The sequence below is a fragment of the uncultured Pontibacter sp. genome (assembly GCF_947495565.1).
In the GTDB taxonomy this organism is placed as follows: domain Bacteria; phylum Bacteroidota; class Bacteroidia; order Cytophagales; family Hymenobacteraceae; genus Pontibacter.
Map to the genome: position 1 here is coordinate 476,656 of NZ_CANLZM010000001.1, position 25,944 is coordinate 502,599.

The window sequence follows — 25,944 nt, forward strand, 5'->3', positions numbered from 1 at the left end:
GCCTCTGTTGTTCTTTTTTAGCTCACGCTATACTCTTCATTTAAAAAGCTGTATTTCTGGGAAGCTTTATTTAAAATTCGATTTAATGGACTCACTCAAAAGATACAATGTAAAGGTTATTGGTAGGGGAGAGCAGCCTATGGTTTTTGCCCACGGCTATGGCTGCGACCAGAACATGTGGCGCTACATTACACCGGCTTTTGAAGATAACTTCAAGATTGTTCTTTTTGATTATGTGGGTGCAGGTAAATCAGATGAAAGCGCTTACAACAAAGATAAGTACAGCCATTTGCAGGGATACGCCGACGATATGCTGGAAATCTGCCATGCGCTCAAACTTCAGAATATAATTTTAGTCGGTCACTCAGTTAGTTCGATGATTGGGGTGCTGGCAGTTATCAAAGAGCCTGAGCTGTTTGATAACCTCATCATGATCAGCCCTTCTCCTTACTACATAAGCGAAGGTGATTACGTGGGTGGCTTTAGCAAAGACGACATCAAAGACTTGCTGGTGTCGCTGGATAGCAACTACCTGGGCTGGTCTAGTGCCGTGGCACCCGTTATAATGGGCAATGATGACAGGCCAGAACTGGCAGAAGAGTTGACCAACAGCTTTTGCAGAACAAACCCTGACATAGCAAAACAGTTTGCCAAAGTCACTTTTCTTTCCGATAACCGGGCCGATCTACCTCTTGTAAAGATAAGATCGCTGATACTGCAATGCACTCAGGATGCCATTGCTCCGGTTACTGTTGGAGAATTTGTGCATAAAGCAGTACCGGATAGCGAATTCGTTATGGTGGACGCATCCGGCCATTGCCCGCATATGAGTGAGCCGGAGCAAACTATTGCCGCCATCAAAAGCTTTTTAAATCAGCCTTTAAGTGGTGAAAAGAAGTGATATCATAAAGCTGGCTCAGGAGGGCCTGTTGGAAGAAAGTATAGAGGAGCTTTATGATAAAGCGCCGTGCGGCTACTTTTCTACCTTGCCAGACGGTACATTCATTAAAATCAATGATACTTTTCTGAAATGGCTAGGCTTTGAGGCTAGTGAGCTGCTGTTTGCCAAAAAGCTGCAGGACTTACTGCCTATAGGAGATAAGATTTTTTATGAAACGCATTACTACCCGCTGCTGCAGATGCAGGGCTTCATCAACGAAATTAATTTTACGCTAAAAGGGCAAGACGGCAAAGCGATTCCTGTTTTACTGAACAGCACTTTAGTGGTTGATGCAGCAGGTAAGCCAGCGCTTTGCAGGACAACCGTGTTTAACATTACCGACCGCAAAAAGTATGAAATGGAGCTGCTGAAAGCCAAAAACAAGGCTGAAGATGCGTCAAGGGTTAAAGCGGAATTTCTCTCCACCATCAGCCACGAAATCCGGACCCCCATTAATGCCATCATAGGTATCGTGCACCTGATGCGCAACACGGAGCTCACGCCGCAGCAGGTAGAGTACCTCAGTGTTTTAGGTAATTCAACTCAAAACCTGCTCAAACTAATTAATGATATACTTGATTTCAGTAAAATAGAGGCAGGCAAGGTTAGCCTTGACGTGGAGAGCGTTCATATCCGGGAATTGGTGGCGAGCGTGCTGCATGGCTTTGAAGCTAAAGCCGAGGAGAAGGGGCTGCTGCTTAGCAGCAAAGTAGCTAAAAAGATACCTAAGTACCTAGTTTTGGATTCGCTGAAGCTTGTGCAGGTGCTAAATAACCTTATCAGCAACGCCATCAAGTTTACTACCAAAGGCACAGTTACGCTGAAGTTAAAGCTCAAGAAACTAGAAGAAGGTACAGCGACTATTAAATTTGAGGTAGTAGACACAGGCATTGGAATAGCCCCAGATAAACTCGATTTGGTTTTTGAGGACTTTGCGCAGGCCAATGCTAACATCAATCGTACTTATGGCGGAACCGGTCTGGGCCTGGCCATCAGCCAAAGGTTAATTGCCTTGCATAGCAGTAAGTTAAAGGTGAAGAGTGAGCAGGGAGTAGGCTCCTGCTTTTATTTCACCTTAAAGCTTAAAGTCGGTGAAAAGCAACCTTTGGCCAAGCAGCATAAAACTGATAAACGGTCCGCAAAAGGAGTGGAGCTTTTGTTAGTAGAGGATAATAAAATCAACGTTTATGTGCTCACCCAATTCCTGAAAAGCTGGGGTGTGCGCTTCGATACAGTGGATAATGGAGAGAAAGCAGTTGAACAGATTGTGCAGCAAGATTATGATCTGGTGTTAATGGACCTCCAAATGCCTGTGATGGATGGTTATGAGGCCACCAGAAGAATTAGAAGTATGGCTGAAGAGCGTTTTAGTAACGTCCCCATATTTGCCTTAACTGCAACTGCCCAAGTAGATTATGAAAACAGATTAAAAACGTCCGGATTCAATGGCATTCTAACCAAACCTTTTAACCCGGATAAACTCTATAGCCTGATCGCTTCCTACAACTCTGCTGTTGCCGCGGCCAGTGAAATTAAGCCAGTTGATAGCCTTGCTTACAAATCAAACGCATTGTTTAACCTGACCACCTTTGATGATCTGATGTCTGATGATCCGGGAGGAATGTTGGATCTGGTTGACGTAACCATTAATGTACTGAACAATGCTTGGTGTGAACTGAAGCATGCCATCAAAGAGCAGAATAAAGACCGTTTCAGGCGTTGGGTGCAAAACATAGAGACTTGTATGGAACTGCTGCATGCAAAGCAGCTGCATACAACTTTAGAGCAAGGCGCTTCACTGCTTAACCAGGTGCCTGTTGATACGGAGCAACTGGGTTTGGTAGAGCATATCCTCTCCACGCAGTTCAGGCTGATTCTGCAGGGTTTAAAGGAGCGGCTAAGTATAAACGAATAGCTTTCAGGAGCAGAAATTGCGGTAAAATTCTCGAGCAAAGTATAAATCGGTTAGCCGGGTTTAGCTCATACTTGCTGCAATTGGCAAGAGGAAATTGAATACAAACTGCAGGTGCGGGTACGGCATCTTAACTGCCAGTTCAAGTATAAACTAACACCATAATTCCCCTTTTTACGTATGAGGTCGAAGTCTTTGCACAATTGCAGATAAGCAAACAGAAGTGCAAGCATCCGAGCTATCCCTACTATATGAATTCACCCTACAGGTTAATAATTTTCTTACTCTTCACCGTATCTTATGCCGCCTCCGGAGGTACACCTCCTGATATAAAGTATGACTCAGAACTTGAAGACCCAGTTGCCTTACAACTTGGCAGCGCAACAGAGGTGAAACGGTTTTTCATGGCACAAAAGCCTCTTGCAGCTACTCCGCTAAAATTAGCTGCTAAGGCAACTGCAGACATTGAGGTGAAGCGGCAGCCAATCTGGAAACCAGCAGTGCAGGTGCTGGGTATCAACGCTTTGTTTATGGGCTTTAACCGCTATGTGGCCAAGGCAGATTATGGCTATGTAACACTTGGCACCTGGAAGAAAAACCTAAGGTCTGAGCCAGAGTGGGACACAGATAATTTTGGGATTAACTTTATAGGCCACCCTTACCAAGGCACTTTATACTTTAATGCCGCCCGCTCTCAGGGCTATACTTACTGGCAGTCTTTGCCTTTTGCTGTAGCAGGAAGCTTAACCTGGGAGTATTTCGGGGAGAATACGCTGCCATCTTACAACGACCTGATTTACACCCCCATCAACGGCGCCGCACTTGGCGAGGTGCTGTTTCGGGTAAGCTCATTTATTTTGGATGACCGCACGCAGGGTCGCGAACGGGTAATAAGAGAAGTTGCCGCTGGTATAGTTAACCCTGTGCGTGGGCTAAACAGACTGCTGCAGGGTAAAAGCTTTGAAGTTACCGACGGCTCAGATTACGAGCAGGAGCCATTTAACGTAACACTGTTTGCAGGCATACATCGCCTCAACGATCAGCAGAACGATGTTTTCGGGGAGGGAGGGACAAATGCCATGCTCAACATTCAGCTGGATTACGGCAACCCGTTTGACAGTACGAACCATAAAAAGCCTTTCGATTTTTTCAGGCTCCGCACCGAGTTTAGTGTAGGCTCTGATACCTTGGGCAGCAAAATAAACAACGTAACCGGCTATGGTATTCTGACGGGGCGCAACATGCAGCTAGGTAAGATAAGCCTACTGACCGGCATTTTTCAATATTACGATTACTGGAACACCAGAAACTTTGAGTTGGGCGCACTTGGTTTTGGTGGTGGCGTTTTTTCAATGCTAGAGATCAAAGACCGTATCAATCTGTACACAAACGCCCATTTAGGTGTTATTCTGTTGGCAGGTAACAGCACCCGTTCTGCCCCAGAAGCACAGGGTTTACGCAATTATACATATGCCAATGGCCTGCAGAGTAAGCTAGAAAGTACCTTAACTCTTGGTGAGCGCGCAACAGTAGCTTTTATTTATTACCATTTCTGGCTTAATACTTTTGAAGGCCTCAAAGGAAGCAATTCCATTGGTATTTTAAGGCCTAGGCTCACGGTAAAGCTATTCAAGAATGTAAGTTTAGGTTATGAGCATTTTGGCTATACCACCAAACGCCGCTTTGAAGATTTTGCAGATCAGCGTTCTGCTATTACGGAGCAGAAAATATTTGTACAGCTTTTTCTGGAGGCACCCCAGCGGAGAGGTAAGTATAATTAAGTGAGCGTATGGTTTGTATGGCAGCTGTTTTATGATAATCTACAATACTGGCAAGCTTCTACAAAACTGCTCTCGATATGCAATATTGCATTCAAGCCCGCTGCCTTAGAAGTTTAGCGTGGTCTGGCTTTAAATGGTATAAAACCAGCGTTGTTCCCGCCTTTTCAGCTTCAGAGGTTTTACTAAGCAAGCATCGCATGGCAGTGGGGCTAAGTGAGGTCATGTTTTGGCAGTCCAGCAGAATGTATTTGGCTTTGCGTAAAATTTCCTCTTGGCATCGCTTTTCCAACTCCTGTACTAAATCCATATTACACACACCACCCAGGCTCATCACTCCTACATCGTCCATCCGCTGTACCACCACTTCCTTTTTCATCACATCATCTTAGCCAATTAATAAATTACTCAACAAATGTACACTACTGGTACTGTGTAAGCTATGTGTAAATACTTAAATCTTATAGTGTGAAATGCTTAAAAAGAAAGTTTAAATACTTGATTTTGTGGCAATAAAGCTTGGTGGGTGTCAGGGATTACCTAATATGAAGTTGCCCGTTTCAATATCTTACTACTTAAAAGTATAGTTATATTGTAAATAAAGTGAAGCAGCTGCACAGGTACCTATAAGTTGGCTTTTTATTCTTTCATGCTTAAACTAATCTTAAAATGACAAGATAAAGCGCTATCAAATTAATTATTACTGACGATCATGGAATTATCACGGAAAGATTGCGCTCTTTGCTGGAATGCGACAAAGAACTGCAAGTAGTAGGAGAGGCCGGAGTTAGACAGGAGCTCCTGAATTTACTGGACCATACGCCTACAGATGTTGTTTTAATGGATGTGAACATGCCTGTAATGGATGGTTTTGAGACACTGCAGCAGCTGAAAAAACTTCACCCTGAAGTAGCGGTTATTGTGCTCACCATGCTGGACAATGCGCCTACCCTGCGCAGGATGATGGAGAGCGTGGCCATTGGCTATCTGCTGAAAGATACGGGCAAAGATGAGCTTTGCTCTGCCATAAAACTGGCTGTTAAAGGTACACCGTTCATTAGTTCGGGCATGTCTATAAAAATGATGCAGAAGGTGTTGCATCCTTCTAAAGAAGATGAGGCAGAACAAACTAAAAACTCAAGGCTTTCAAAGCGGGAGCTTGAAATACTATCGCTGATATAAGAAGGATACACAGATGCCGAGATTGCAGATAAGCTTTTCACCAGCAAGCGCCCCATTGAGACACACCGGCAGAACATCCTGGAGAAGACCCAGGCTAAAAACACGCCTAATTTTATTAAATACGCTATTCAGCATAAACTCATTGGCCTGGACAGCTGAGAAGTATAAGAAAAGGAGCCACTTAGGTGCGTAAGAATTGATTTTCAGCAACGGAGATTGATGAAATAGGCTCTTTTTCTTAATAAGATTTCATGCAAGTACAAGCCAAAAATAATTGGACTCTCACAGCATAATGTTCCTTCAACAGCATTAGCAGGTAGCAATTTTAGAATTATACTTGCTTTACGGCGCCAGACTGGTAAGGTAAATTGAGTTATAGTTAATTGGTAATTTATCTCTGATAATACTGTTTTACCACGTTGCGTTAAGTATTTCGCGCAAAGGCCTTTCTTATACTAATCAATTCGTTATTCTCACTTGCCTTTTACCGCAGCGGCTGCTAAGTGTTTCTCTATATGGTGGTTTATACTTAGCGCTCTGGCATAAAACGGTATTTCAAGTTAAAAAGACCTAAAAAAGTTTAATGCTATACTTTCGATTGATTTAAAAGCGTAAACTAGCCTAAAGGTTATCTGGTAGTGCAAAAAGCAGCGCTTAACTAATTCAGTACCAGATTAGCTTCATAAAGAGTCGGAGCGGCCATACCTGTTTGGGTGCTGAGGATAGTCCTTCTTCTCTTTTTTTAGAGCTTCTCTAGGCACGTTTCCCTGATCAAAGAAAGTCAACTAATTTTAAGATGAATATATGGCAGCTAAAACAAGTCAGGAGTGTCTTGTGGTTTTAAAAATCAGTGACGAGCCAGGTAAATTTTTGACCTTTTGCTGGTCAGGATTTTCGGGGGAACAGCGCTTGCAGGCCACCAGCAGAAGCTTCGATCCCGATCACAAACATTTCCCTTCCTGCTTTATACCCGGCGCTTTTGTCCGAGTGCTGTTTTTTATTCTGCCCAGCTGCTTTCTCCATACTCTACTCCAAAATGATGCAAAGAACTATTGCTCCTTCGCCTTCTTACCTTTAGCTGATTATATGTGGAGGATATTTGTGAATAAGAAACTGCAGCATTCTAAACCTTACTTGAAACTTAGCTTTCAGCAATTTTAAATTATTGTGGTAATCGAGATAATGTATTTTAAGGTTAGTTTAACTGCAGCAATGTATGTATATAAACCTAAAGCCAAATATTTCTCCAAATAGGCTCTTTACATTAAGTCAGAAGAAAACCCTAAAGTAATAGTAATCGGAACCTCAGCGGGAGGCATGCAAGCCATGACAAGACTTGTATCCAAACTTCCTGCAGACTTACCTGCCGCTGTTTTTTTTGTGCAGCACTTAAGCAGCGACTAATCAGTTCACTTTATTGTGAAAAAGCTAAGTAGTTGTACCAGCTTAACCTGTTAAGTTGCAGAGCACGGAAAAGCCTTTTAATCGGGCACTTTATACATGGCTCCGGCGGACATGCACCTGCTACTTAATGAAAAGGAGATGCGGGTGGTAAGAGGGCCACGTAAAAATCAGTTTCGGCCTTCAATTGATCCGTTGTTCCGGTCGGCTTCTGCTTATCACGGTTCCGATGTAGTAGGCGTGATTTTGACAGGGTTTATGAGCGATGGCGTAATCGGGATGGAATGTATAAAACGCAGTGGCGGCGTAACTGTGGTGCAGCACCCGGGTAATGCTGAATTCTCGCCTTTACCAAACAACGTAATACGCCAGGTAGCGGCAGATTTTATCGAACCTTTAGATGAAATTGCTCATGTACTTATAAAGCTGGCTCACCGGCCTACTCAAAATTCAAAAGCGGTGCCTGCAGACATTAGGCAAGAGGCACTGATTGTTGAACGCATCATAACGAACAGTGCTATGACCAGTATACAAGATTTAGATGATGTAGGCGAATGTGCTGCCTACAGCTGTCCGGAATGCGGCGGCGGTTTATGGGAGCTCTCCCAAGAAGGTACTTTAAAGCGGTTCAGGTGCCACTCCGGACACGCGTACTCGCAATTATCGTTGCTGCAAAGTATGGATAACGCTTTGAAAGAGACAATATGGGTTGCCTTGCGCAGCCTGGAAGAGCGGCGGAATATTCTGATTCAGATGTTTAAGGGAGAATCCTGCAAAGTAAACCAACGTTGGGCTACCATACAGGAGGAACGCGCCGAAGAAATGAAGGTGCACATTCAGCGCCTTCGGGAGTTCCTGGCCAAGTCCACACTTTCTGACGAAGAGCAGCTAAACAGTTTAGGTTAGCTTAAATTCCATACTTTCAGGGAACTACAGGCTTTGCCAATAGTTTTCTGTTACCACCGTATCAACTTAATTTATGAGCTGTAGTACAGGAAGTGTGCAAGGCTGGTTTATACTTCTTTAGAAAAGAACACGCGGAAAGTTGTTCCCTTGCCCAGCTCGCTTTCCACCTCAATTTTGCCACCAGCGTTATCAACTATTTTCTTAACGATATACAGCCCGATGCCAGACCCTTCCACATGGTCGTGCAGGCGCTTGAACATAGAAAACATTTTCTGGACATCATCAGGGTTTAACCCAAGACCATTGTCAGCTACAGAAAGCGCCAGATAATCAGCAGTTTGCTCAGTTGAAATAAGTATGTGCGGCTTCCTTTCCGGAGATTTATACTTTATGGCATTGCTGATCAGGTTGTAAACGATGCTTCGTATATTTTTTGCTGAAAAGGAAATAGCCGCTTGCTGGGTTAGATTTGTCTCAATGATAGCGCCTGCCGATACAATAGCGGCTCTAAGGTCAAGGCATACTCCGGTTATAACTTCCTTCAAGTCGATTGCGGAGGTGTCTTCTCCGGCTTCGCGCTGGATTTTGGCTACCTCCGTCAGCTCTGTTACAACTTTTTTAAACCTGTTTATAGAGGTTTGAATATGAGCCGTCAGCTGCTGAATTTCTATTGAAGAAGCCAGTTGCGGTGGCAGGTGCTCCTGTAGTTCATGCATCAGGCCTTCAATGTTATAAATTGGGGCTTTAAGGTCATGAGAGGCAGAGTATACAAAGTTATCTAAGTCGGCATTGGTGGTCAGGAGCTGTCTGTTCATGGTTTCGATCTCCTGCCTTGCTTTTACCTGCTCACTAATGTCAATCGCTACAGCTATTATACCGGATATAAATCCATGTTCGTCGCGCAAGGGGTGGTAGACAAAGTTGAGGTAAACTGTTTCCAGCTCACCGTTTCGCTCCAGTACCAGAGGAAGTTCATTGGCTACAAAAGGAACCCCGGTTTTTAAAACTTCGTCAAGCAGTAGTTTAAAGCCTTGTTCAGTAGCTTCCGGAATCGCTTGCAGAACCGGCCTGCCCAGCACATCTTCCTGCTTAATGCGCCAAATCTCACAAACAGCAGGGTTGGCAATGTCCACAATATACTCAGGGCCTCTGAGCATTGTAATACCCACAGGGGCCTGCTGGAAAATCTCGTTCAGGTATTCCTGCTTATTCAGTATTTCCTGCCTTGCCTGAACGTTAATAATGGATGTAGCGATATGCCCAGCCAATAAACTATGGAAACCCTGATAATTTTCATTGTACTCCAACCTATCACTTAAACCCGCTATAAAAAAGCCAAGAGGCTGGATTTGGGCAGGACGAAGTATAGGAAGTATAACTGCACGCTTAGCAATTGCTGTAGTTGTATTGTTTGTTATACTATTGCTGCCAGCAGGCAAGTCTATGATGATAGGCTGCCGCGTCTGCTGCACTTCCGCCAGTGGCCATGGTTCAGGCAAGTTCAACAGGTTTATCAGGTCTGGTGTGAGTGAGGGTTGTAATTGGCCCGCTTGGGCTGTGAGCCTGGCTTCTGACCCAATAGCATTGGTTAAATATATGAGGTTGAAAGGCAGGTCGTTAGGGTTTTTATTTAAGATGGCGCAGGCAGTGCTGCTAAGCTCATCCATTGTAAGGGCCTGCGATAAGGCATCTGAAATGTCTTTTAACGTTTTGAGTCTTCTTTGCCCTAATACAAAGCTGGTTTCCTCGTTACAGGCACAAAAAATTCCTGCTACTTCTCCAGCGTCGTTAAAAGCTGGGCTGTAAGAAAACGTCCAGTAAGTTTCTTCGGCATATCCATTTCTCTCCAGGTACAGCAGCAGGTTTTCAGCGTAAAAGTCATTGCTGTTTTCTAAAATATCTTCGGTTAAACCTCCAATCTGATCCCAAACTTCAGCCCATATATCTTTTGCTTTAGCACCTAATGCAGTAGGGTGCTTTTTGCCTAAAGCGGGTAAATAGGCATCGTTATGGAACAAGAACAAATCCTTCGTCCACCAGATAAATATCGGAAACCTTGAGTTTAGCAGGAGCCTGATATTGGCTCTTAAGCTATGTGGCCACTGTTGAGGGTTACCCATCGGATGAGATTCCCAATCAAAACTGCGCATAAGGGCACCCATTTCACCGCCGCCGCTAAATATACTGGCAGTATCCGAATTGGTTGGCGCGGGTAAAGTGCTTGGCTGTGGCATTATCTGATACTATATATAAATTTCAGGTTCCCATACTTTATCCTGAAAGCTAAAGTATGGAGAGTACAAATTGTACTAAACCTAAAGGTAAAGATTTGATTTTAGAAGCAGAATAACTTTACGAAGATAAAGAAGAGGGAGACAATACAGAACTGTCATTTTTTAAGACTGATTATATTACGCTTTCTGCCTTAAAAGTATGGTTTGGCGTTTTCTGGTGAAGATAACCAGATTGTAGGCGGAAAAATTTATAGCTGACAAAGTATAAAATTATCAGTGTTGTCTGGTTGGATGCGATCATTCCGTAGATACTTCCCGCCATTGTTGGTGTTTTCACCAACAATCAAAATGCCCTTGCTGGTGAATACACGCAGCAAGGGCAGGCAGAGCAGTTTAGTAAACTCTAAACAGGCTCATGATAAGTATACCTACTTCCTGTTGCTTTTTATACTTAGTATATAACTATTTTTGTATTTTTCCTGGTAATATATGTTTTACAAAAATACTAGCTGAAAATACATGTATATTAGAGTTTTAACGCGTAAAAGAGGAGCTTCAGAAGCTTATAACATTTTTGTTAATGTTTGGTTTACAGTCTTAGCTTAGCAGCTGTATCTTAAAAGAACGGGTAAGCTTTGTATTTAGTAGGCGGCTTAGGGCTCCGGTATGAGCAGGAGTCTTGCGAATTTTTCGCTTAAAATATTTATTTGCTCTAGTCGGGCCTCATTTTATTGCAGCATATGGATAACCAAACAGCACCCATTAATATAACGATTGAAAAGAATTATGATTCGGAGTTTTGCGGAAGCATACCTCTGCACCTCGTCAATCTGATTCAACCGCATGGTGTGCTGCTGGTGCTGGATAAAAAGGAGCTACGGATTCTGCAGACCAGCGAAAACGTAAGTGATTATCTGGCCATGCCAGCCGATGAGTTGCTGAAAAAATCTCTTGCCGATTTGTTGCCGGAAAGCCAGTTTAAAGAGGTTTTAGATAAAGTAGATGCGCAGGGAGGGCATGATAAGATTCCTTTTATGCTCAACATTATCACCGAAGGGCAGGAAAAGCCTTTCTCTGCTCTCATTCTACCTCAAGATGATTACCTGCTCATGGAGCTGGAGAGAAGCGCACCTTCACCGGAAGAGTCGTTTGTTCGCCTTTACCAGCATATCAAATACATCACATCCATACTTAAGCAAGCAGGCACCCAACAGGAAATTGCCTTGCGTGCCGCCGAAGAGTTAAAGGCTTTCACTGGATTTGACAGAGTGCTTGTTTACCAGTTCGACCCGCAGTGGAATGGCATTGTTATAGGCCAAGCCAAGGAAGATGACATGGATGATTACATGGGCTTGCGCTTTCCGGCCTCAGATGTACCCAAGCAGGCACGTGATTTATACTTTAAAAACCCTTACCGCCTTATTCCTACCCGCAACTACACACCTGTTCGTCTGATTCCAATTGTAAACCCGCTAACCCAGCGATTCACGGATCTTTCGGATAGTAACCTGCGCAGTGTGGCGAGGGTACACCTGGAGTACTTGGGAAACCTGAAGATAACTGCCTCTATGTCGCTTCCCATAATTATTGAGAACAACTTATGGGGACTCATTTCTTGCCACCACAAAACAGCCAAACACCCCGGTTATGAAATGCGCTCTGCAATGGAGTTGCTATCCGGCATTCTTTCGGCACAGTTGGAGGTAAAGCAAAGAGAAGATAACATGGCACGGAGGGTGCGCCTGCGCAGCATACACGTAAAGCTTGTGGAGCAGCTATACACCACCCCACACTTTGCTGACGGAGTGCTTGAAGGCGAGGCAAGTATAAAAGAGCTGCTTTCGTTAACCGGTGCCGCCGTAATGTATGAAGGCAATCTGTGGGTAAGCGGAGCTACTCCAAGTGATCAGGAGATAAAAGAGCTCAGCTCGTGGCTGCGCCGCAATAAAAGCAGCGGCTTGTTCGCTTCTGATACATTACCCCACGATTATCCGCACAGTAAAAGTTACAAAGACATAGCAAGCGGAATAATCGCTCTGCCCATCAATGCTGATCAGGGGGAGTTTATACTTGGGTTCAGGCCTGAGGTAACGCAGACGGTAGAGTGGGGAGGAAACCCGGATAATGCCATACAAATGGAGGCAGACGGCAAGTCGTATCATCCGCGCAATTCATTTGCCACTTACAAAAATGTTGTCAAAAACACTTCGATGCCTTGGCTGCAAGAGGAGATAGAGGCTGCCGAATCACTTCGGAATGCTGTAATAGAAAAGATTATCAAAGAAAGGCATTGATACTTCTTTGCAAAGTAAGCATCGAGTGGAAGTAAGATGTTAAGCGCCAGGAATACGGATTGTATACATGATATCATTGGAACCAGTATCTAAAAAGGAAAACATAAAAGCCGCAACAGATCATTACTTAATAGGTATTGGAGCTTCTGCGGGTGGCTTAGAGGCGATTCATTTACTCTTTGATCATTTTCCTAATAACTCCAGCTACTCATTCGTCATTATCCAGCACCTCTCCCCGGACCACAAAAGTCTGATGGCGGAGCTGTTGTCTAAGCATACACAGATGCAGGTGCAGGAGGCCGAAAACGATATGTATACCAGGCCGAACTGCATCTATGTGCTGCCAAGCGGCAAACAGCTGACGATAGAGCATGGGCGCCTGCGCCTGGAAGACAAAGCCCGCAGCCGTGAGCCTAACTTTGCAATCGACTTATTTTTTGAGTCTATGGCCAAGAGCAGAGGCAAGCTTGCAATAGGCATTGTGCTGTCGGGTACTGGTACAGACGGGACAAAGGGCGTGAAAGCCATAAAAAATGCAGGTGGTATGGTGGTGGTGCAGGACCCTGCCACTGCCAAATTCGATGGGATGCCACGCAGTGCCATAGATGCGGGTGCTGTAGATTTTGTGCTCGCACCTGAAAATATGCCGCAGGAAATAATAGAATACACCCGCAAAATCCCGCTAGTTAAAAGCCTGATAGAGCAGAATGAGCAGAAAGAAGAACAGGTGCTAAAAGAAATACTGGATCTGGTTTGTACGCATACACAAACAGATTTCACTAATTATAAGGAAGCTACCCTTAACAGGCGGATACGCAAACGGATGGATCATCTGCAAGTGAAGGATATGGCGGCTTATCTCAATTACCTTCACGAAAATCCAGCTGAAATAAAGAAGCTTTGCCAGGAGTTCTTCATCAATGTCACCAACTTTTTCCGGGACCCGGAAGCGTTTGAGGTACTGGAGCAGGAGATAATTCCCCGTATCTTATCTGGGAAAGCTGAAAACGAACCCGTTAAAGTATGGGTGGCTGCCTGCAGTACCGGCGAAGAAGTATACGCCATAGCTATACTTTTTCAGGAGGCTTTTGATAAGTTGGGCCGTGAACCGAATGTGAAGCTTTTTGCTACCGATATAGATCAGCAAGCCATTACACTTGCCTCTAAAGGCAATTATCCGCTGTCTATCACCAAGCATGTATCCTCCGAAAGGCTGGAAAAGTATTTCCTTCAAAAAGGAAATCGCTACATAGTTAAGGACGAGATCAGGAAACTGGTAGTTTTTGCGCAGCACGATCTGCAGAAAGACCCGCCTTACAGCCGCATTGACTTGGCTACGTGCCGAAATATGCTCATCTACCTGAATCAGGATTTGCAAAACAAGGTGCTGGCGCTTTTTCCGTATGCCCTAAATCTGGGAGGCTACCTGTTCCTGGGGTCAAGCGAACACATTGGTGCTATGAAATCCTACTTTTATGAAGAGAACCGTAAGTGGAAGATTTTCAGGAAAATAAAAGAAAGCACAGGTATTAAGCAAAGCTACGGCATAACAGATTATACGAGCAATAACAGCCAATCCGGAAAAATGCCGAGTCATAAAAACTTGCCTGAAGTACGCTACAACGACTCTTTTATGGATGCCGTGTCAGAGGATTTTAAAATGACAGGCCTTTACATAGATGAAAACTACCAGCTGCTGCACGGCATCGGTGATATAAGCCGGTTTTTGAAGTTTCCGGACCGGCGCCTCCATTTTAACTTGCTTAAAATGGTGCCCGAAGAGTTAGCTGTTGCGCTTAGTGTGGGAGTCCGGAAGGCGCTGAAGCAGGACCGAAAAGTTGTGGCCAGGCAGGTAGCCGTTAAGATGGGCAAAAAAGAGCAGATGGTGCATATGTCTATCCGTCCTTTAAGCCTGGATAAGGGGCAGTCTAAAGTTATACTTGTGCTGCTGCAGGAGATGGGTGAGGTGGCTCCGCTTCCTAAAGTATCGGATTTAACGTATGTTTCTGACTCTGATTATTACCAGCAGCTTACATCACTGGAGATGGAACTGAAAGAGGCGCGCGAAGGCTTGCAGCTTACCGTGCAGGACCTGAGCACAGCTAACGAGGAGCTGCAGAGCACCAACGAAGAGCTGATGTCATCCAACGAGGAACTGCAAAGCTCTAATGAGGAAATGCAATCGCTGAACGAGGAACTGCATACCGTAAACTCTGAGCATCAGCTTAAAATAAAAGAGCTGCAGGAGCTAAACGAAGACCTGGATAACTATATCCGCAGCTCAAACATAGGGCAGCTGTTCCTGGACCATCACCTAGTCATTCGTAAATTCAGCCCTTCCATAGAAGGTTTGATCAATATAATTGACAGTGATCTAGGACGGCCGATACACCATTTATCGCATAACCTGAAGTACTCCCGCCTGCGAGAGGATATCCAGCAGGTAAACAACACCTCCACGGAAATTGAGCAGGAAGTGGAGACCGTTAATGGTAAATTTTACCTGATGCGCATCATCCCTTACCTCAAGCACGATGGCAACAAAGATGGCGTTGTGATAAGTTTTGTAGATGTAACCACTTTAAAAACACTTACAAATGTGGTGCAGGGTGTGCTCAACAGCTCCCTGAACAGCATCATGGCTTTTAGGGCGGTACGTGACGAAAAGCTGGAGCTAACCGACTTTGCCTGGACACTGCTCAACAAAAAAACGGAAAGTATGGTGGGGCAATCGCAGGGGGAGTTGCTGAACACCAGCGTGCTTGCCGCAATGCCTTTCCTGAAGAAGAGTGGGCTATACCGCAAGTTTGTGCAAGTGATTGATACCGAGCAGGCAATTCATATTGAGCAGCAGCTGGAGATAAAAGGCAAGAAGACATGGTACGAGATTGCAGCTGTTAAAATGGGCGACGGTGTAACCGTGACGATGGCCGATATCACAGAAAAGAAAAACAGCGAAGATAAGGTGCTGATGGCTTACGAGGAGCTGAAGTTAGCCGAGGAAAATCTTATTAAGCTCAATAATGAACTGGAGAAGCGGGTGGCAGAACGTACCCAAGAACTTGCTTCTAGCGAAGAGCGCTTCCGGATGGTGTCGATGGCTACCAATGATGTTATCTGGGACTGGGATATTGTGAATAACGACGTTTGGTGGAGCGACAGCTTGAAAGCTATGCTGGGCTACGATGCAGAGGAAATGGGCAAAGGTGTAGACGCTTGGTTCATGCTGGTTCACCCGAAGGACAGGCAAGAGGTTGAAAAAAGTGTAAATAAAGCCATAAATGCAGGCAAAGAGCAGTGGTCAGGCGAGTATAGACTTAAAAAGCAGGATGGCTCCTATGCTTACGTATCTAACCGCGCGCACATCATGCTCAATGAGTACCAGATGCCTTACCGTGTGCTGGGCTCGTTTATTGACCTTACTAACCTAAAGCAAACCCAAGAGCAGCTGCAGGAAACCAATGAGCACCTGCTGCGCGTGATAGAGGACCTGGATACATTTGTCTACACGGCATCGCATGACCTAAAAGCGCCAATCGGTAATATTGAAGGACTGATGCTGTTGCTGGAAGAGCAGATTAACTCCGCCGGCCCTTTGCCCGGAGAGCCGACACAGCCAGTTTTTGATATGATGAAAGGGGCTATAAGCCGCTTTAAAAACGTGATCAAAGACCTGACTGATATTGTAAAGGTGCAGCGTGACCTGGACGGTAAACCGGAGCAGGTAGAGCTGAAGGAGATTTTTGAGGAGGTTAAGGAGAACATGCAGGAGTTCATTAAAAGTGAAAACGCGCAGTTAGAGGTAAACTTTGATAAGGCTCCGCATATCAGTTTTTCAAAAAAGAACCTGCACAGTGTCTTATATAACCTAATCAGTAATGCTATAAAGTATAAATCAAAGGGACGTGACCCGGAGGTTGTCATAAAATCTGAAAGGGTTGACGGGCATGTGCTGTTAACGGTGGCAGATAACGGATTAGGTATCAGCGAAGATAATATCACCAAGCTGTTCACACTTTTCAAACGCTTTCACTCTCATGTAGATGGCACGGGCATGGGGCTTTACATTGTAAAAAGATTGGTAGAGAACGCCAATGGCTTTATACAGGTAAACAGTCAGGAAGGGCAGGGAACCACATTTAAGTTATACTTTAAAGTATCAGAATAAACCTAACGCCCTTGAATTTATAGGTACTTTTGGAAGCTGTGAGGCAATAACAAGCACCTACAAAGCAAACACTTTAACGTATTAGAAGTTTACTAACCGGATAAGCTGTGGCAGTTTTGCTCCTAAGCTTATCCGTTTGTTTTATATCAATTTATCATACTTATGGAAACAGCAACTTTTGGGAATGGGTGCTTCTGGTGTACAGAGGCGGTTTTTCAGGAATTAAAGGGGGTAGAAAAGGTGATGTCCGGCTACGCGGGTGGCCATGTGGAGAACCCCACATACAAGCAAGTATGCTCTGCCACTACAGGCCATGCAGAAGTGCTTCAAATCACTTACGACCCGCAGCAGATAAACTATCAGGAGCTACTAGAGGTTTTCTGGAGCACCCACGACCCGACCACGCCTAACAGGCAAGGCAATGATGTGGGGCCGCAATACCGCTCCATTATCTTTTACCATAACGAGGCGCAAAAACAGCTGGCGGAAAAGTATAAGCAGGAGTTAGATGCTTCCGGTGCTTTTGATAACCCAATCGTGACCAAAATAGAGCCGCTGGAGAAGTTTTACCCGGCAGAGGGTTACCACATGAATTACTTTAAGACGCATGGGCATGAGCCGTACTGCAGCTTTGTTATCCGTCCGAAGCTTGATAAGTTTAGAAAGGTATTTGCAGGCAAATTAAAGTCAGCTTAACATAAAAGTGCAGGCGAGGCTAAAATCATTATCAGTATAACTTTTATACCTCCTATAAAAGAGCAAAAGCCCTGTAGGGGGGAACTACAGGGCTTGCTTAAACTAAACACAAACAACCAACAAAATTTAATAAATTAAAGGGTAATTAGGGGTTTAAATACCGCTAAGCTTAGTAGCGCACAAATGGCGTCATACTAAAAGATTCATAGTTTTCCGTAAGGCCCACAAAGTAATCTCCTATAAAGATACCTGCACCATTGCTTACTGCGCTGGATCCGGCGTGGTAGGTTACCACGTTGCCGTCTATAGTCGCGTAGCCAGCCGGTTCATCAATTTGAAGCGCAGCCTTTGGTGAATTAAAATTTGGCGAATGCGTAGCCTGTACAGGGCAGGACTCAGCCATTTTTCTGGGCGAAGGGTTTAAAGTCAAATTCATGTGACGATGGGGTTTTGGGTTCTAACACGTTACAAGTATAAGCTTGTGCCCTCTTTCGGAACAGGAATGTTAAATTAGGAAAGTAACATGTTTATTTAGAGGTTTCGGTTATGATTTTAGAAGGATGTTATAACTGTATATATTTCTTGAAGTCTTGTTAAATAAATTTTTGAAGTATAAATAAATGGTATTTAGGGTGTTATTGATGTGGATAGGATTGGTTTACGCTTTAGGATTTTCTCTAATGTATAGAAATATGTAACAGATATAGCTAAGAGATGCGGGAAAGGTAACACTTTAGCGCCTGCCTTTTTGGCTAAATACCTGTGTGAAATAGTAGCTGCAAGTATAAAGCGCCATGATGGTAAGGCTCAACAGCCCTCCCGGAAATACCACTAGCCACCAGGCAGATGTGTTGCTTCTTATACCTGAGATGGTGCGGCCCCAACTTACCAAACTTGTAGGCACACCGATATTGAGAAAGGAAAGGGTAGACTCTAAAGTTAGTAAGCCTCCTAAGCCGAATGTAAAAGCTATAAGAATTGGGCCGGCAAGGTTAGGCAAAGCATGCCTCCAGATCAGCTGAAAAGGTCTGTTTCCGATGCTACAGGCCGCTTCAAAGTATGGCAGCTGTTTTATACGCAGCATTTCAGCGCGAGAAAGCCTGGCAGTGGCAGGCCATATGGTAAAAATCAGAAGCAACGACAACATGAATAGGGAAGGAGGTATGAAAGAGGCCAACGCCAATATCAGCACAAAGCGCGGTATACTTGTTAAAGCCTCTGTCAACCGCATCACCACTTTATCTATGGGGATGGCCATTTTCAGCTTTAAGAAAGGAACAAAGCGCTGCAGTGCGTTTAGCAGAAGCCACATGAGTAGCAGCCAACCTGTAAGTGCGGCCACGGGAAGTATGATATAAGTTAGCTCCATCTCCAACTGGTACACCTGCAGCGGCAGGTAAACCGCAAAGTATAAAACTGCTGGAAAACTAAGTAGCCAAAACAATACGCTGTATCTCGGCTGTTGCAAACTGTCGTTTCCGAAGAAACCGGCTGTAGTGCCCAGTAACATCCCAATTGCCGTTGCGAAGAGCATAACAGGCACACTTATCATAAAGGAGGTTCGGGCACCGTAAAGCACATTCGAAAGCAAGTCCCGGCCTAAACCATCGGTACCTAACGGGTGAACAATGTCCTTAAAAGGGGGGAGGTAAGGATGCGCTAAATCCAGGTAATTTGGAGGGTAAGGCAAGGGGAGCCAAGGCAAAGAAAGCGCTAGCAGCAATAGCAGCATCAGGTATGCCGCTGCTGCTTTAAAGCCTGGTTTAGCCTCCCATAAGTGAAGTATGCTTTGCCAGAACTGCCTCATGCCGTCTTTTGCTTCATACGAGGATCGGCCCAAAAATAAGCTGCGTCAGCCAATGCGTAAGCAACCATCCGCAGCAAAAGCACAAACAGAATAATCGCTACCAGCACAGGGTAATCCCGCGCCATAACCGACTCCACAAGCAAACGGCCAACGCCAGGGATAGCATAAATTGTTTCGATCAGTATAGAGCCGCTGACCAAAGCCGGAATAAAATCAGACACAATTGTGATGATTGGCAGAAGCGCGTTGCGTAAAGCATGCCTTCTGATAACGAGGTGTTCGGGCAGACCTTTGGCTCTGGCCGTGCGGGTGTAATCAGCTTGCAAAGATGCTTGAAGCGAAGTATAGATTTGATTTGTAATGTACGGTAGATTTACGAGCACCAACGCAATAAGAGGCAAGGCCATAAACTGCAACCGCATACTCAGGTTCTGCCAAAAGCTAAGGTTAATAGGTTGGTAATAGCCCATGCCATACACCGGAAACAGCTGTATAAAATCAGGGTTTGCCAATAGCACCAGCAGCAAAATGGCCAGCACCAGCATGGGGATACTATCTATTGCAAAAAGTGCAGGCAGCAGCAGCCGTCTTAGCCACTGCAATTTTTTTTTAGCCATCAGTATACTTAGCTCCAAAGCTAGTATTAGCGTAACGACCATGCTGCACAGCAGGAGCAAGAAAGTGTTTCCGATGCCTTCCAGAATCATTTCCAACACAGGCTGGGAGGTGCGGTAAGAAGTGCTGAAATCTCCGGTAAGTATGCCAACCAGCCAATGATGGTACTGGTTAACTGTGCCGTTCCAGGTTATGCGGGGCACAAGATAAGTATAAGAACTTTGGTTGATATTCAGTGCCTCAATTTTTTCTGAGACTGCTACAGCTAAAGAAGCTACAGCTGGAGATGTACCTAATTTAGATAGTTTATTAATCGCCTTTTGGAGGTCGCTGATGTTGGTACTGTAACGTAAGTCCTGTAAGCTTTTAGATGCGCCTTTTGCGGGATATATTTCTAAAGCCTTAACTAACTTCTCTACCTGCAGGTCAAACGCGGAAATGGCTGGCCAATTACCGTATTTGATGGCAAGTTGCTGTAGTTGTTCCTTTCTGGCGCTTGGCTGCACATTTTGGAGGGTATCTGGTAAGGCGGCAGAAGAGATGCTAAAGTAGAAGAGAGGGAGGTGTTGCCCGGTTTTCTGCTGGAGTTGCTCCCAAGCTGCTTCCCGACTGCTTTGGCTGCTCTTACTGTAAAATCCTGCTTCGGGGTTTAAAAAACGCTCCTCCCCAAACGAGCCCGGAAGCGTTCTGCTCAAGAGAAACACTGCTGTACCCAGCAGCCAAAGTATGGGTATCGCTAAAAGCAGTTTCTTGAGCAGGTGCAGGAGCATAGGTTTACTCTTCTACTTTAAGCGTGAAGGCGCTAACATCATAATTGGGTTTCAGGCCAGAAATCTTGGCATTTGTAAACCGGCGATGAATAGCAATCCGCTCCTTAATGTAGTACATAGGTATGAAAGCGGCCTCTTCGTGCATGATTTCCTGCAGGCGCTTCAGCAGGCTTGCCATTTCTTGGCGTGAGGTGACAGTGCCGTTCACTTTATCTAAAATGCGGTCGCTTTCGTGTGTGCCGAAGCCTGTATAGTTTAAGCCTCCTTCATTTGCATAAGCAGTATGCAGGAGCGGCTTGAAGTTAAATACAAACGGATTGCCGCCAAGCGAGCGGAAAAACAGGTCAAAATCGTGTTGCTTGGACTTGCTTGATAATAGGCTGCTTTCCATGCCCTGCACTTGCACCGGAATACCAATTTGCGATGCGTTTTGCTGCAGTATATTTGCCGCGTTCTCATAGCTGATGCTTCCAGCGCGGTAAATTACATTGATTGTGAGCTGCTCTTTTTTGCCACTGATAATTTTAAACCACCCTTCCTGCTCCTGCTGCCACCCGGCTGCTCGAAGTAGATTAGCTGCTTTGGCAAGGTCAAGGGAATAAGGTTGTATGCTGTTGTTGTAGAATTCTGAAACAGAAGGGGGGATCAGGCCAGCAGTCTGCGTAGCGTAGTTGTCCTGTGTTACTTTCATAGCACTTTTAGCATCCAGAAGGTAAGCAATAGCCTGGCGCGTGCGCTTATCGGATAATTTTGGTTGCCTGGTATTGATTCCGGCGTACACAAACTCATACGCATCGGGGGTGTGCAGCGCATAGTCTTTCAAAAACGCGCTTTGTTGCTTTAGCTGCTTAAATTCGGCAGTTGGTATACTTTCCAGTACATCAATTTGCCTGTTTTTGAGAGCAAGCAGGGCAGTTGTAATATCGGGTATTACCTGAAAGCTGACGCGCTGTGGAATAGCTGTTAGATGTTGTGTGTTAGATGTGTTATTTCCCCACCAGTCTCTTTTGCGCGTCAGCGTCAGGTATTTTCCGTTTTCCCAGTTTTCTAAAGTATAGCCGCCGCTACCCTGCAGTAGTTTCGGGTCTCGCCCAAAGTTGGGAGAGTTATACTTGGCTGCGAATGTTTTTAGTTTTTTATCGTTTTCCAGCTCGGAAATATCTCCGCTCAAAGCAGACACTTGTATGTGCTGCAACAGGTTTTCAGGGTCATACAGATAAGCCGGCAGTATAAAAAAATCACCGGTCAGTAATTCCATTTCGGAAGCATACCCGCTGCACACAAATGTAAAGCGCCGTGGGTTATCTGAATCAATCCTGATATCCTGTATAAACTCTAACTGCGGTTTAAGGCTCTCGTTGTTGAGCAACGGAGCTTTGGCAACCTTCAGCGTAAAAGCGACATCTACGGCTGTTACAGGACTGCCGTTTGTCCACTCCGCTTCCTCCCTTATAGTATAGGTATAAAGCGTGATAGAATCCTGTCGCTCAATAGTAGGCATTTCCTCAGCCAAGAATGGCTTTATTTCATCTGTGCCCAAGTCTGTGCTTAGCAAACTCTGGAACAGTAGATTAACGATCTGTAGGGCGCCGGCATTGCTGTAGCTTACTGGGCTCAGCGTTTCAGGGTCAGCTGCCAGCCTCACCCGCACCTCTTCAGGCGCCCGTTCCGGCTGGCTACAGAAAGTAAGAAACAGAAATAAGAAGCAGGTTAATGCCGTGTAGATTTTTCTCATATACTTGCCCTTTTGCTAAAAGCATTTTAGGGGCAAGATAGGGAAAAGCAAGGATATTACTTGTCAACCCAGGTACTTGTGCCGCCAAAAGCTGAAAGAGTTTCAGTTTGTTCTGCTTGTGTAGCTGTGTTATTTGAACTAGCTGTTGTTGGTGTAGTAGGGTTTACAAATGCTAGAAGAATGGTGATCAATAGCTCTATCATAATTCATTAATTTAAGTGATATGCAAATATTGAGGTATTACAAAATATTAAAAAGGAAGGTTTGTTAAATAAAGTAACTTAGGTGCAATTTATTATGGTTTATATCTTTTTATGATCTTATATCATAACTCTATTTTTGTCAACTATATTGGCTACTAAGCATTTTGTTAAAAATGCTTAAAGTAACTAAATAGGAACAGACATTATCAATTATTTAGGAAATATAGTTAAGATACACTTACTTTATAAAGTATAGTTTAATGAATTTAGTAACTGTGATTTTTAGTATAAATTATATAATTTGGAAGAGCTAATTCAATTGGTTGATGTCTTAAAGAAGAGTTATAATCAAGAGAACTTTTTTAAAAAAGGACGCAAAGATAGCAAAGAGGCAAAGTTTATCTCCTTAATCTCTAGAGGTATGTGTAAGAGTGATAAAATTGCTGCCCGAGAGCTTTATAACTCTTCTCCTAACGATTTTAGGTACAAAATGCTTAAGCATAGAGTTAAAAGCAAATTGTATGATTTATTACTTTTATATGAGTACGAAGACAATGAAGATAATTTGGTTTATAGAAAAGAGCAGCATTGCCAGCAAATCTTATTAAAAGCGAATATACTATTTCGTAATCAAAAATTTCTTCTTGCGGCAGGTTTAGCTAACAAAGTAGTTGTCATTTCAGGGCAATTTTCATTTACAAATCAGCAAATCTTGGCTTACGAGATCATCTTAGCATCTCTAGCATTTACTGGCAAGCAAAGTTCTTATGAAAACCAGTTGGCAGTTTACAACGATTTACTGCAAAAGAAGTTCTCAGAAAGAAAAGCACAAAGTATCTATCAATCCGTAAGAGCCTCTATTTTTAAAAATATAAAAAGCAGAAAGAATACAGTTGAAAGCTTAAAACCAAAGGTTTATGAAGTAAAGAAATTATGGGAGATGGCAGGAACCTATGAGTCGTTTAATTCTTACTATAAATTATCAATGCTCTATTATGAGTTGATAGGGGATTTCGATAAAATCTTGCAGCTGACTTTTTATTCTGAAAATTTACTGATGAATGGTTCTGTTAACCATTATAGATTTGATAGCCTTTATAATAAGTTTATACTAGTTTATGCCCACCTTCGTCTTAAGAAGTATAATTCAGGATTGAATTATGCTAAGGATTTTATTAGATATTTTGATGAAAAAAGTATTAACTGGTTTTCATTTCAAGAAAACTTCTTTTTACTTGCAGTTCACAGTAAAAATTATGAACTGGCAGAAGTTATATTATTTCAGGTTTTTAATAACAGCTATATAGACAAATTATCTGTCTCAACTAAAGAAAGATGGAAAATATATCAAGCCTACTATTTAATGCTAACTCAAAGCTATGTCAATTCTTCTAACTTACTCAATCCCTTTTTACTGTCTCTCCCAGAATATAGTAAAGACAAACAAGGTTTTAATGTTGCCATTCTAATCCTGCAGTTTATTTATTACCTACAAAGGAAAGAATCAGAGGCACTTCTTTACCGTATTGAGAGCTTAAAAAAATATATTCTGGCGCATCTAAAAGAGAACTTCAGCCTCCGGAGTAAATTGTTCTTAAAGCTGCTTATACTTATTGTTACAGAAGATTATGACGCAGAAAGTAGCCGTAAGAAAGGTAAAAAACTATTTCAGAAATTAGCTGATACGCCAATACCGGGCGATGCTTTTGCTGAGATAGAAATTGTGCCTTATGAGCATTTATGGGAACACATACTTGATACTTTACAAACGCACTATTAGTATAGCAAACTTATTTTATGAAGGAGTTACAAAGGCTTGTTAGGATCGTTGACAAATTTAGCCTGCAGCCCAACCCGCTTATTAATCTTCAGAATGAGTCTACACTTGAAACAAAATTATTTCATTTATTGAAATGTGAAGCCGTCTGTTCAGATGAATATGTAGCGAAGCAGTTATATGGCGATGAAAAGCTTTCCAGTAGCTTCAGAACTTTAAAGTCACGCTTCAGAAAAAAAATATTCAATCATTTACATTTTTTAGAACTTGCTCCTGAAGGAGAAAAAGGCTCAAATGAGTTATTATACCAGTGTATGTCCCTCTTAACAGAGGCATATGCATTAAGTATGAATTCTGAAGTTAAACTATCGCTTAAAGTTTATGATCAAGTTTTAAATATTACGAATTCACATGATTTAAATGAGATAAAAATTAAAGCATTAGAAGGTAAAAAGAGAGTTCTGCTAAATCTTGCAAAGGAAAAAGAGTTTTTTGCTTGCGATGAAGCCTTGTACAAATGTTATGAAATTCAACGTATGGAGCGTAGAGCGATATCTCTTTATGAAAGTGTTATGTTGGCGCTGCGAGGACCAATTAAGTATAAATTTAGAAGTTTAGAATATCTGCCAGCTATCCTGGATGAGTTACAACAACTTTATGATGAATCAAACTCATCACTCATTATGTACCATCGGCATATTCTAAATATATCGATGCTTGAACAATCTGGTAAATATTCAGAAATTGTTGATGCAATTGAGCAAATAGAGCATCTAATTGCATCCCATAACATTGATACCAGCTGGTTTAATAAAAAGTATAATTCCTTTACTAAAGTTTATGCTCTGTTGCAAACCAAGCAATTCGGCGAAGGTTTAGATTTAGCAGCTATAAGCTTACCCTTATTCACTGATTACTCTGTAAATTGGTTTGCTTTTATGGAAAATTATGTCCTGTTGGCTATCCACAGCAGGAACTATAGATTAGCCCGTCAGTTATTAAATAAAGTAATTAATAGCGGGCATGTGGAAAAACTAAATGACAGTAGCATAGAACGTTGGGAGTTATACAGGAGGTATTTCGTTTTTCTGTTGCAGTTTAATACAGATGAGCCTCAGGAAAATAATTATTCCGTAATTACCTCAGAGCTTCTTATTCTCCCTAAAGATAAAGCTGGTTTTAACCTGGCGCTGCTGGTGTTGGATGTGCTGGAGAAGATGGCAGAAGAACAAACCGACGACCTGGAAGTGCAGATTGAACGCGTGCGAAAGTATACACAGAAGTACCTGAAAGGTGAAAAGGCCGAGCGTCCGCGCCTGTTTATGCGCCTGCTGCTGTTGGCACTCACAAAGCAAAATGCGCAAGAAGCCCAAGAGCAGGGGCAGAAGCTGCTGGAGAAGCTACAGGTTGCCCCCCTGCCCGGAGACGCCTTTACGGAGATTGAAATCGTGCCTTACGAACATCTCTGGGAGCTGGCGCTACAGCTACTGCAGAAACCAATGCGGGCGCAGTAATCATTCCAGCTA

General features: G+C 43.5%; 16 protein-coding genes and 2 pseudogenes. 12 read left to right on the forward strand and 6 right to left on the reverse strand.

What is annotated here, in order from left to right:
• Positions 1-85: 85 nt before the first annotated feature.
• From Q1B04_RS01980 to Q1B04_RS01990, 3 genes are all read left to right on the forward strand, one after another.
• Positions 86-901, forward strand: a complete 816-nt coding sequence (locus Q1B04_RS01980) for an alpha/beta hydrolase (RefSeq protein ID WP_299754873.1) — start codon at positions 86-88, stop codon at positions 899-901.
• Entirely contained in the window at positions 888-2,855 is a 1,968-nt protein-coding gene (locus Q1B04_RS01985) for a PAS domain-containing hybrid sensor histidine kinase/response regulator (RefSeq protein ID WP_299754875.1), read from the forward strand. The genes Q1B04_RS01980 and Q1B04_RS01985 overlap by 14 nt, the downstream gene beginning before the upstream one ends.
• A gap of 248 nt (positions 2,856-3,103) precedes the next feature.
• The gene (locus tag Q1B04_RS01990) at positions 3,104-4,633 is read left to right on the forward strand and encodes a DUF3943 domain-containing protein (protein WP_299754877.1); all 1,530 of its coding nucleotides are present in this window, start codon (positions 3,104-3,106) and stop codon (positions 4,631-4,633) included.
• Positions 4,634-4,724: 91 nt separating this feature from the next.
• On the opposite strand, the gene Q1B04_RS01995 is transcribed toward Q1B04_RS01990, so the two are convergent.
• On the reverse strand, positions 4,725-5,009 hold the full coding sequence (locus Q1B04_RS01995; protein WP_299754984.1) for an STAS domain-containing protein: 285 nt from the start codon (positions 5,007-5,009) through the stop codon (positions 4,725-4,727).
• Positions 5,010-5,329: 320 nt separating this feature from the next.
• Between Q1B04_RS01995 and Q1B04_RS02000 the strand changes: the two genes are divergently transcribed.
• From Q1B04_RS02000 to Q1B04_RS02015, 4 genes and pseudogenes are all read left to right on the forward strand, one after another.
• Positions 5,330-5,812: a response regulator transcription factor gene (locus tag Q1B04_RS02000; RefSeq protein ID WP_299754986.1), complete on the forward strand. Its 483-nt coding sequence runs from the start codon at positions 5,330-5,332 to the stop codon at positions 5,810-5,812.
• A 12-nt stretch (positions 5,813-5,824) separates the two neighbouring features.
• A pseudogene (locus Q1B04_RS02005) lies at positions 5,825-5,971 on the forward strand (LuxR C-terminal-related transcriptional regulator); the annotation flags it as partial.
• Between the two features lie 645 nt (positions 5,972-6,616).
• Entirely contained in the window at positions 6,617-6,973 is a 357-nt protein-coding gene (locus Q1B04_RS02010) for a hypothetical protein (protein ID WP_299754879.1), read from the forward strand.
• Positions 6,974-7,108: 135 nt separating this feature from the next.
• Positions 7,109-8,119, forward strand: a pseudogene (locus tag Q1B04_RS02015) (chemotaxis protein CheB).
• A gap of 107 nt (positions 8,120-8,226) precedes the next feature.
• Here Q1B04_RS02015 and Q1B04_RS02020 read toward each other — a convergent pair.
• Positions 8,227-10,353: a PAS domain-containing sensor histidine kinase gene (locus Q1B04_RS02020; RefSeq protein WP_299754882.1), complete on the reverse strand. Its 2,127-nt coding sequence runs from the start codon at positions 10,351-10,353 to the stop codon at positions 8,227-8,229.
• A gap of 740 nt (positions 10,354-11,093) precedes the next feature.
• Between Q1B04_RS02020 and Q1B04_RS02025 the strand changes: the two genes are divergently transcribed.
• From Q1B04_RS02025 to msrA, 3 genes are all read left to right on the forward strand, one after another.
• The gene (locus Q1B04_RS02025; RefSeq protein WP_299754884.1) at positions 11,094-12,647 is read left to right on the forward strand and encodes a GAF domain-containing protein; all 1,554 of its coding nucleotides are present in this window, start codon (positions 11,094-11,096) and stop codon (positions 12,645-12,647) included.
• A 67-nt stretch (positions 12,648-12,714) separates the two neighbouring features.
• Positions 12,715-16,815 (forward strand): chemotaxis protein CheB, encoded by a 4,101-nt coding sequence (locus tag Q1B04_RS02030; RefSeq protein ID WP_299754886.1) that lies wholly within the window; start codon positions 12,715-12,717, stop codon positions 16,813-16,815.
• 162 nt (positions 16,816-16,977) lie between these two features.
• Entirely contained in the window at positions 16,978-17,511 is a 534-nt protein-coding gene (gene msrA, locus Q1B04_RS02035; protein ID WP_299754889.1) for a peptide-methionine (S)-S-oxide reductase MsrA, read from the forward strand.
• Between the two features lie 169 nt (positions 17,512-17,680).
• Here the strand turns inward: msrA and Q1B04_RS02040 are convergent, their stop codons facing one another.
• The 4 genes from Q1B04_RS02040 to Q1B04_RS02055 all read right to left on the reverse strand — a co-directional run bounded on the left by Q1B04_RS02040 (position 17,681) and on the right by Q1B04_RS02055 (position 22,438).
• On the reverse strand, positions 17,681-17,947 hold the full coding sequence (locus Q1B04_RS02040) for a hypothetical protein (protein WP_299754892.1): 267 nt from the start codon (positions 17,945-17,947) through the stop codon (positions 17,681-17,683).
• 297 nt (positions 17,948-18,244) lie between these two features.
• Entirely contained in the window at positions 18,245-19,318 is a 1,074-nt protein-coding gene (locus Q1B04_RS02045) for an ABC transporter permease (RefSeq protein ID WP_299754894.1), read from the reverse strand.
• Positions 19,315-20,703: an ABC transporter permease gene (locus Q1B04_RS02050; protein ID WP_299754896.1), complete on the reverse strand. Its 1,389-nt coding sequence runs from the start codon at positions 20,701-20,703 to the stop codon at positions 19,315-19,317. The genes Q1B04_RS02045 and Q1B04_RS02050 overlap by 4 nt, the downstream gene beginning before the upstream one ends.
• A 4-nt stretch (positions 20,704-20,707) precedes the next feature.
• A complete protein-coding gene (locus Q1B04_RS02055) occupies positions 20,708-22,438 on the reverse strand; it encodes an ABC transporter substrate-binding protein (protein ID WP_299754898.1) in 1,731 nt (576 codons plus the stop codon).
• Between the two features lie 504 nt (positions 22,439-22,942).
• Between Q1B04_RS02055 and Q1B04_RS02060 the strand changes: the two genes are divergently transcribed.
• Positions 22,943-24,421, forward strand: a complete 1,479-nt coding sequence (locus Q1B04_RS02060; RefSeq protein ID WP_299754900.1) for a hypothetical protein — start codon at positions 22,943-22,945, stop codon at positions 24,419-24,421.
• Between the two features lie 17 nt (positions 24,422-24,438).
• Positions 24,439-25,932: a hypothetical protein gene (locus Q1B04_RS02065; protein ID WP_299754902.1), complete on the forward strand. Its 1,494-nt coding sequence runs from the start codon at positions 24,439-24,441 to the stop codon at positions 25,930-25,932.
• Positions 25,933-25,944 lie beyond the last annotated feature (12 nt).

Excerpts from the sequence above, each read along its gene's own strand:
- Q1B04_RS01980 (WP_299754873.1), top strand. The coding sequence starts at position 86 with ATGGACTCACTCAAAAGATACAATGTAAAGGTTATTGGTAGGGGAGAG.
- Q1B04_RS01990 (WP_299754877.1), top strand. The coding sequence starts at position 3,104 with ATGAATTCACCCTACAGGTTAATAATTTTCTTACTCTTCACCGTATCT.
- Q1B04_RS01995 (WP_299754984.1), bottom strand. The coding sequence starts at position 5,009 with ATGAAAAAGGAAGTGGTGGTACAGCGGATGGACGATGTAGGAGTGATG.
- Q1B04_RS02010 (WP_299754879.1), top strand. The coding sequence starts at position 6,617 with ATGGCAGCTAAAACAAGTCAGGAGTGTCTTGTGGTTTTAAAAATCAGT.
- Q1B04_RS02020 (WP_299754882.1), bottom strand. The coding sequence starts at position 10,353 with ATGCCACAGCCAAGCACTTTACCCGCGCCAACCAATTCGGATACTGCC.
- Q1B04_RS02025 (WP_299754884.1), top strand. The coding sequence starts at position 11,094 with ATGGATAACCAAACAGCACCCATTAATATAACGATTGAAAAGAATTAT.
- Q1B04_RS02030 (WP_299754886.1), top strand. The coding sequence starts at position 12,715 with ATGATATCATTGGAACCAGTATCTAAAAAGGAAAACATAAAAGCCGCA.
- msrA (WP_299754889.1), top strand. The coding sequence starts at position 16,978 with ATGGAAACAGCAACTTTTGGGAATGGGTGCTTCTGGTGTACAGAGGCG.
- Q1B04_RS02040 (WP_299754892.1), bottom strand. The coding sequence starts at position 17,947 with ATGAATTTGACTTTAAACCCTTCGCCCAGAAAAATGGCTGAGTCCTGC.
- Q1B04_RS02045 (WP_299754894.1), bottom strand. The coding sequence starts at position 19,318 with ATGAGGCAGTTCTGGCAAAGCATACTTCACTTATGGGAGGCTAAACCA.
- Q1B04_RS02050 (WP_299754896.1), bottom strand. The coding sequence starts at position 20,703 with ATGCTCCTGCACCTGCTCAAGAAACTGCTTTTAGCGATACCCATACTT.
- Q1B04_RS02055 (WP_299754898.1), bottom strand. The coding sequence starts at position 22,438 with ATGAGAAAAATCTACACGGCATTAACCTGCTTCTTATTTCTGTTTCTT.
- Q1B04_RS02065 (WP_299754902.1), top strand. The coding sequence starts at position 24,439 with ATGAAGGAGTTACAAAGGCTTGTTAGGATCGTTGACAAATTTAGCCTG.